The organism is uncultured Faecalicoccus sp., from assembly GCF_944325745.1.
In the GTDB taxonomy this organism is placed as follows: Bacteria; Bacillota_I; Bacilli_A; order Erysipelotrichales; family Erysipelotrichaceae; genus Faecalicoccus.
In genome coordinates this window covers 1-6,690 of record NZ_CALVBG010000062.1, presented here as the reverse complement: position 1 = coordinate 6,690, position 6,690 = coordinate 1, and the positions used below count along the sequence as shown (strand labels likewise).

Here is a 6,690-nt window from a genome sequence, read left to right as displayed (position 1 = left end):
CGGCTCCAATACCCTTTCCATAAAGCAATCGTAGACCGAAAGTTGCCTTACACGATCGGAGGCGGAATCGGCCAATCCCGATTGTGCATGTTGTTGTTAAAAAAGGCACACATTGGAGAAGTCCAAGCCAGCATCTGGCCAGAAGAAATGATCAGGACTTGTTATGAAAACAACATACAAATCTTATAAAAAAAGGTGGTTTCCCACCTTTTTTGCTTTCTAATCCATTAGCCATCCGTACAATTCCTGCAAAGTGCCTCTTCGATATCCTGAAAGATCCTCATTTTTTGAATTGATCAAACAATCTGTAACCAAAAAAGTATCCATGCCTAATGTCTTAGCTATCATATCTTCTGCTACATCGTTACCAATCATCAAGCAGCGCGCCGGATCTAACCCAAGGCGGCCAGTGATCTCCCGGTAATACTGAGGATTAGGTTTACATGTCATAGAATTTTCATAAGTCGTAATAAATTCAAAATCATCGGGATCTAATCCCGCCCATCGAATCCGGGAATGCGTAGCCACTTGTGGAAAGATGGGATTTGTCGCCAAAATACAAGGGCCTCTATCTAGGCAAAGATCCACAATCTTTTTAGCCCAGGAAGAAAACCCGCAAGCTTGTTTAGCTTGTTGAAATTCATTTTCATAAAACGAATCAAAGATGGGTCGATCCTGGAGTTTTTCCTTTCCATAAATCGATTCAAACACTTCCCAAAACCGATCATAATTGATACAGGAACCATCGTTTTGAATCATGGCATAAGTCCCTTTCCATATCGAATCCACTAATTTTTCAGGATCATACCCTAAAGGAGCCACTTTTTTTACTAAAAGTCCGAAATATGCTTTTACGAACACCTCCTGATCCATTGGTAAAAGCGTACCATCCAAATCAAATAATATTGCCTGATATTCCATAACATCCTCATTCTTTCTCAAATTGATCCGGATCCAAAGTCTGAATCACTCTCGCCGGGTTCCCGACAACAACTGTATTTGGCAAAACATCATGAGTTACCACGCTTCCAGCTCCTACAATCGCATTTCTTCCGATCGTAACCCCAGGAAGAATCGTCGCTCCTGCTCCGATCCAAGCATTCTTTTGAATATGCACATCTTCGATTGTCAGAACATCTCGTTCATAAAAATCATGATTATTCGTAATAATTTTTACATCCATCGCAATCCGCACATCATCTTCGATAACGATTTTCCCTGCGCTCATGCATTTAAAATACGGCATGACAGAAACGCGTTTCCCAAAAGTTATGTTCTTGGCAAGATTAATGTAAATAGGCGTATGGATCTTTGTCCCTTCCGGAATTCCATTGACAAAGAGCTCATTCAACAATTCTTTATATTCTTGTGAAGACGGATCTGTTCCATTCAGTCGAAAAACCAAAGCTTCCGTTCGATTCCCTTCTTGTTTTCGCTGTGCATCCGAAATCCTTAAATCAAACCGCTGCATTTTCCATCACCCTCTTTTCGGATATTCGTTTTCGAACAATTCTATAACAACAGATATCTACCACGATCGTCATAATCCATGAAATTGGATACGAAATATACAAAACAAATAATTCTCTATGAATCTGGAAAATTGTGAAGATCCAGATAACACGAAATAAACAGACCCCAATCAAAGAAACGATCATCGGCATCAAAGAATAACCCATTCCTCTAAGACAGCCAACCAATACATCCATAATACCGCAAAGAAAATATGGTGTGCAAATAATCGACAACCGTAAAAGACCAATTTTGATTACTTGCGGATCTGTGGAATAGATATGTAAAAGCGAATTTCCAAAGACATAGGCTCCGACTCCCAGCACGATCCCGATCAAAGATACAATGCCTAGACACTCTAACAAGATCTTATCGATTCGCTTATATTGACCAGCCCCCATATTTTGGGACGTAAAGCTCAGCGCAGTCTGATAGATTCCATTCATCGATATATAAACAAAATTCTCGATATTCAAACTCGCGGTGTTTCCCGCCATCACAGTGGCGCCAAATCCGTTGACCGAAGATTGAATCAGAACATTGGAAATGCTAAACAACATTCCTTGAACTCCTGCAGGAACCCCCAACTTGACCATACGAATTCCTTTGTCCAATGAAAAATGAAGATATTTTCGAGAAAGCCGGATCATGCCCTCTTGCCGGCTCAAGCACAGTAAGATCAATACTGCACTCACTCCTTCCGAAATGATCGTTGCCAAAGCTACGCCGGCCACTCCCATTTCCCACACAATAACAAAATATAGATTCAAAACAACATTTATGATTCCCGAGATCACCAAAAAATATAATGGTCTTCGTGTATCCCCGACAGCCCTCAGCAAAGCCGCCCCAAAATCATAAACCAAAAGTGCCGGCAATCCTATAAAGTAGATTTGCATATAAGTCGTCGACAAGGGCAATACATTGGCAGGCGTCGCCATCATGGTCAATAATGTACCGGCCGCTAAAAAGCCAAAAATCCCCACAAACAAACCCCCAAAAAACGCAAACATAATTCCCGTATGTACCGTTTTTTGGCAGTTTTCCCGATCCTTTGCGCCGATGTACTGACCGACCAAAACATTGGCCCCTACAGATATACCCAAAAACAAGTTAATCAACAAATTGATTAAACTCGATGTAGATCCAACAGCTGCCAAAGCTTCCTTTCCAGTAAATCGGCCTACTACGATAACATCTGCTGCGTTGAACAACAGCTGCAGCACTCCAGACAACACAACCGGAACCGAAAATAGAATCAGATTTGGCAACAACGGTCCTTGCACCATGTCAACTTGTCTCGTTTTTTTCATAATTCCTCCAGCTCGTATTATAACTGCGTTTGGGAAAAAGAAAAAGTCACATTTCTGTAACTTTTTACTTCCTATTCTTGTGTTGGCATCACCAGACAATCAGCTATCGATGTATCTTGCATCAAAGTATTGGAATTATAAAGGAATAAAATATCTGTGATCATCTGTGAATTAACCAGTCTGGAAACATCTTCGAAATAATACCGGGGATCGATGATATCGATTGTCCGATAATAGGGAATCAAAAACTGTATCATCGCATTCGCATAGGAGTCTTTGATCAATAAAAGGTGCCGCGAACTATCGTTATCCATTTCAATCGTGATCCTTCCGGCATTTCCACCCATAAATACAGTATATTGATCACGCGTATCCAAGGCCTCACGAGAATAAATGGAACGAGAAGTCGTCACGTTCGTTAAATCACTTACGATATATTCGCTGTTATTTTTAGGAACATAGATGTCAATTTGATCTTTTAAAAAAACACTTCCAGTCTTTCCTGCCAACGTTCCCTCAAAATCATCTGAAACTGGATAAATATCATAATCTTCCTTCGAAACATCTCCTAACCCCATGGCAGAAGCCATTGCCTGAAAGCTATAGAATGCCCCTAGAGAAGTCCAATGATGATCAGTCTTGTAATACAAATATTCATCTTTATGCTCTTCCAAGGTCGAACGAACATCAATGCGCTGGATCGACGAATCCAGTCCATCATAATACTCATCAATCTGTTGATTCTGATCTAAAGGTGTCGAAAATGCCGGCAACCGATCGCTTTGTACACTCACCGCATTAGGAGCAATCATAAAATAAGACGGAATTTCATAAGATGTGCAAAACGCATTAATTGCCTGCAAGTTTCTTTCTTTTTGTTCTTGATTTACTGAACTGACATCTTCAATCAAGGTTCCTTTTCCTAAGAAGACATCGTCGATCTTATTTGTACCTGCCATTTTGTTGACAAGGTATTTCAGCTGGATCAGCTTCTCTCGACCTAAGAATTGATCCGAATACCAGGAATTCAATTCTCTAAAAACATCTCCATTCTGAAAAGAGCTCCAATTCATAGAAGGGAAAGCCTGAAGACTTCGATTCTCCATCGGTGAAGTCGAACGATCTGGCAAAATCAAATTTACGATCCCCGTAATCACAATGACCACTACCAAAATCGGACTCAACATTTTCGCAATCATTCCTTTTGATTTTTTCATATTGAATCCCCCTTAAAACGCAAAGTACAAAAAGCTCTGATATGTACTTCCCACAACAAAGGCAACACTGATCAGAAATCCGATCAAATACAAAGAAGTATATACGATCTTGTCATATCGGAATCCTTTTTGAAAGCAGAACTGCTCAACCTTATCAAATAATTCTCCCGTCAACAAGAATCCAAGAACAAATAACGGAATATGGCCCACAAGGACAAACAGCGCTTGAGAATCGCATATGTTCATAAAATTAAACATATGTCCAAACGTTCCGAAAGCCGATAGAATACTGTCACTAAAGAAGAACACCCAGCCAAACAATACCAATACAAAAGTATAAATGCGCCGTATGGCCATTGGAAGTTTATCTAGATACGCAGATAACACAAACTTCTCCAACAGAATCAGTCCGCCATAATACAATCCCCAAAGAATGAATGTCCAGTTGGCTCCATGCCAAAGTCCCGTCAAAAACCACACAATCAAAATATTACGTACATAGTCGTGACGATTTCCTCCTAACGGGATATACACATAATCTCGAAACCAAGTGGATAAGCTGATATGCCAACGTCTCCAAAAATCTTGAATACTCTTTGCGGAATAAGGATGATCAAAGTTAATTTTGAGTTTAAATCCAAACATATTAGATACCCCTATTGCCATATCACTGTAGCCGCTGAAATCAAAATAGATCTGCATCATATAGCTCAACGCATAAAGCCACGCCCCTGCCATACTGGTGTTTGTTGCCAATGAAGAAAAAACCAAAGCAAACGAATCCGCAAAAAGCGCTTTTTTAATCAATCCTTTAGTAAATAAAGTCAGCCCCTCACAAAAGAGAGTAAAATTCATCGGATGATTTTGAAACTGCGGTTCCATATCACGGTAAAAGGCAATGGGACCGCTGCTGATCTTGCCAAAAAACGCAATGTATAACCCTAATGACAGAGGATTCTTTTGTGCCGGCACATCATTTTTATAGACATCGGCCAAATAAGAAATCGCACTAAAGGTAAAAAACGACAATCCGACCGGCAATGCGAAATCAAAACCTTCTAAGCCGAAGATCCCTAATAAGAAATTTGTGTATTTAAAAGCTCCTAAAATAAAGAGATTGAATGCGATCGCACTCCAAAAAACAATTTTTCTCGTTTTTCCTGTTTCTTTCTCTAATTCAAGACCAGTTAAATAATTCCAGGCAATGCTGATCAATAAAAGCAACACATAAAAAGGATCGTTCCAAGAATAAAACAGAAGACTAAAAATAAATAAGACAAGATTTTTCAAAAATGTTGTCGGCACGATTCTAGTCAAGATCCAAGTTATTGGCAAAAAGCAAAAGATGAATATCAAACTATTAAATACCATACTCATCCTCCTACAAACTACTTAAGAACTGCTCATGAATCTGAGCGGCTTGGTCATCGACAACATACAAAGCATAGTTTGCCTGCACATCGATGATCGCATCATCTAAAAGCTGGACTTCGTCTGGAGCATACCCTTCATAAAGATTGATCTGCTCATCGATCCGCTTCTGGACAGCATCCTCAAAGGCCTTACTTTGGCTCTTGTCATTAAACTGGACCAACATGTATTCATTAGCCTGCATCACATCATCAATCTTGAAATATGCGATTGCAGAAAAAGATTCCGGATCCAATCCAAAGATCTCACGGATTTTCTGATTATCTTGCCCTGGCATAGATGAAAGATCTAATCCTTCTTGTGTTTTTGACAAAACCGTTTCAAAAGTCTCCCGGCTTTCCTTTGGCCCGCTAAACACGACAGCCATCAACACTATCAAGACGATCAAGATCACTGCCTTAGACACTCTCAACCCTATACGCACGTTTTCTCTCCCCCTTAATACTATCTTCTCCACAAATAATCAAAGTAAATGCGATTCTCTTTCTCCCAGCTGGCCTCATTGTGACCTCCTCCATGGACCAGATGAAAGACTGCCGATGCTTGACGATCATTCAGAGCATCCACAAAAGACTGATCATAAGCTTGCAGTTGCTTCAAGAAAAAATCCTTGGATATTTCTTCCGACCCCAAGCTCATATAAACACGAGTATCTGGACTAATATCTGATTTTTTAAGATCCGCCATCAATAGATCATAGCATCCAAATACAGTCGGCGATAAACAAGCCGCTTTTGAAAAAAACGAATTATATCGAATCACGCCATAAAGAGCCATCAGCCCACCCATACTGCTGCCGCCTAGTCCGGTACATTCACGATTCGGATATGTGCGATATCGCTGGTCTACCCAAGTTTTTAACTCTTCAGCCATCCATCGCATCAAAAGATCACCTTTTCCATAGATATTGCCCAAACCTGGGGTTGAGAAAGTATATGGACTGAATTCATTGAGGCGTTCATTGCCTTCATGATTACATTCTAAGCCAATCAAAATAAATGGTTTATCATATTGATCTAAAAATTTTTGCAATCCCCAAGATTTTCCATAGGTCGCATCTCGATCATCAAAGAGATTATGTCCGTCGAACATATACATCACCGGATAACGCTCTTGACTCTCATAATAATTATTTGGCAAATAAATATGAAGCTTTCGTTGTGTATATAATGGTGCAATTTCCACCTGTACTTTTTGAATCACAAAACCACCTCTTT

The 6,690-nt window shown here is 39.9% G+C and carries 7 protein-coding genes and 1 pseudogene; 1 reads left to right on the top strand and 7 read right to left on the bottom strand.

Annotation, left to right across the window (positions count from 1 at the left end; translation table 11 throughout):
* Nucleotides 1-189: pseudogene (locus Q0J48_RS06115) on the top strand (aspartate--ammonia ligase); the annotation flags it as partial.
* Between the two features lie 30 nt (nucleotides 190-219).
* Here the strand turns inward: Q0J48_RS06115 and Q0J48_RS06110 are convergent.
* From Q0J48_RS06110 to Q0J48_RS06080, 7 genes are all read right to left on the bottom strand, one after another.
* Nucleotides 220-921: an HAD family hydrolase gene (locus Q0J48_RS06110; RefSeq protein WP_183376587.1), complete on the bottom strand. Its 702-nt coding sequence runs from the start codon at nucleotides 919-921 to the stop codon at nucleotides 220-222.
* 7 nt (nucleotides 922-928) lie between these two features.
* Nucleotides 929-1,471: a DapH/DapD/GlmU-related protein gene (locus Q0J48_RS06105; protein WP_296242533.1), complete on the bottom strand. Its 543-nt coding sequence runs from the start codon at nucleotides 1,469-1,471 to the stop codon at nucleotides 929-931.
* On the bottom strand, nucleotides 1,458-2,825 hold the full coding sequence (locus Q0J48_RS06100) for an MATE family efflux transporter (protein ID WP_296242530.1): 1,368 nt from the start codon (nucleotides 2,823-2,825) through the stop codon (nucleotides 1,458-1,460). The genes Q0J48_RS06105 and Q0J48_RS06100 overlap by 14 nt, the downstream gene beginning before the upstream one ends.
* Nucleotides 2,826-2,896: 71 nt before the next feature.
* Nucleotides 2,897-4,042: a DHHW family protein gene (locus Q0J48_RS06095; RefSeq protein WP_296242528.1), complete on the bottom strand. Its 1,146-nt coding sequence runs from the start codon at nucleotides 4,040-4,042 to the stop codon at nucleotides 2,897-2,899.
* Nucleotides 4,043-4,054: 12 nt separating this feature from the next.
* Complete coding sequence (locus Q0J48_RS06090; RefSeq protein ID WP_204686426.1) at nucleotides 4,055-5,413, bottom strand: MBOAT family protein; 1,359 nt, start codon at nucleotides 5,411-5,413, stop codon at nucleotides 4,055-4,057.
* Nucleotides 5,414-5,423: 10 nt separating this feature from the next.
* On the bottom strand, nucleotides 5,424-5,897 hold the full coding sequence (locus Q0J48_RS06085) for a DUF4358 domain-containing protein (RefSeq protein ID WP_183376577.1): 474 nt from the start codon (nucleotides 5,895-5,897) through the stop codon (nucleotides 5,424-5,426).
* A 20-nt stretch (nucleotides 5,898-5,917) separates the two neighbouring features.
* Nucleotides 5,918-6,690 (bottom strand): alpha/beta hydrolase-fold protein (locus Q0J48_RS06080; RefSeq protein WP_366937068.1); only part of this gene is annotated, 773 nt, incomplete at its 5' end.